The organism is Peribacillus sp. P4_B1 (assembly GCF_056402395.1).
On sequence record NZ_JBFUHM010000176.1, the window covers coordinates 1 to 577 of the forward strand.

A 577-nucleotide genomic window follows, 5' to 3' on the forward strand; every position below is an offset into this window, starting at 1 on the left:
GCCCTGAACTCCGTCCGGGGCCGGATGCAGTGCATAAGCATGCGAGCCGCTGCTGACCGGCGGCCTTCCCAGCGGGGAATTTGCGGCGTCAACCCCGGGCGGCGGCGCGGTGGCGCCGGGCAGGTAGGGGCGCACAGGGGCCATTACAAACTGCTCGAACAGCGGAGGGAGGAAGTTCAACCCCACGATCAGGGCAATGGCAACAAAGGTGCCGGATTTGCCCCAGTGACGTGCGCGCCGTGGCCGCTTCCGGCGGGGCCGGACAATTTTCGGAGTTTTGCCGCCAGCGCCGGGGACTTCGCGCCACGGGGCAGGGTCCTCGAGCTTGCCCAGGGCCTCGTCGACTGCCCACTGTGGAATTCGCCCGCTGGCGGAGCGGCGGACGCCGCCCCGTGGGGCGCCTTCATAGAAGCGTGAGTCGTCCCCAGCCGGATAGTCCCGGCCGCCAAAGTCTGAACGCAACTTGTCCCCCTCGTTGCATGCGACCCATCTCCCCAGATGGATCCCCTACAGCATAGGGGAATGACCATCCGGGAGTCGTCCCCGTTCAGGATTTCCCCGGGTCCTGCGGTGGCGC

Annotated in this window: 1 protein-coding gene; it reads right to left on the reverse strand. The window is 67.8% G+C overall.

Translation table 11 applies throughout. The features are described from left to right. Positions 1-462 (reverse strand): hypothetical protein (locus tag AC1DVK_RS27140; protein WP_477627849.1); only part of this gene is annotated, 462 nt, incomplete at its 3' end. Positions 463-577 lie beyond the last annotated feature (115 nt).